This window comes from Kocuria sp. CPCC 205263, assembly GCF_040981075.1.
Lineage (GTDB): Bacteria > Actinomycetota > Actinomycetes > Actinomycetales > Micrococcaceae > Kocuria > Kocuria rosea.
In genome coordinates, this window is sequence record NZ_JAVKPV010000095.1 from 1 (window position 1) to 507 (window position 507).

Genomic DNA, 507 nt, shown 5'->3' on the forward strand with positions numbered 1-507 from the left:
GCTGCCGTCGCCAGGAATAATGCGAGATTCCAGTGCAAAAGCATGGCTTATCAGTGCTATTACCGCCGAAAGAACAGCCATGCGCCGCCAGCCGCTGTTTTTTTGCAGCAGGCCGGGAATGATCAGCGCGAGGCTGACAGAGTAGGCAACAAGGGCGATCAGTGCGAAAACAGGCATATAGGCGTCGACAGTTGTCTTAATAAGAAAGATAAGCAGTATAACGTTACGTGACGCGTGCTCCAACCGTTGCATAACAACAAAGCTGCCTTCATGTTATACTCCGGCAAAATTCTGTGTATGTGTCGCTTACGCGACCCAACGTTTCTACCCCAGGCGAGAGACAATGTTTGATAATTTAACCGATCGTTTGTCGCGCACGCTGCGCAACATCAGCGGCCGCGGACGCCTCACCGAAGAGAATATCAAGGAAACGCTGCGCGAAGTGCGCATGGCGCTGCTCGAAGCAGACGTTGCGTTACCAGTCGTGCGTGATTTTATCAACCGCGT

1 protein-coding gene is annotated in these 507 nt (G+C 52.3%); it reads left to right on the forward strand.

Annotated features, from left to right (window positions below; all coding sequences use genetic code 11):
* Positions 1 to 343 precede the first annotated feature (343 nt).
* Positions 344 to 507, forward strand: a 164-nt coding sequence (locus RF647_RS19320; protein ID WP_368813147.1) for a signal recognition particle receptor subunit alpha, incomplete at its 3' end; no start/stop codon positions are given.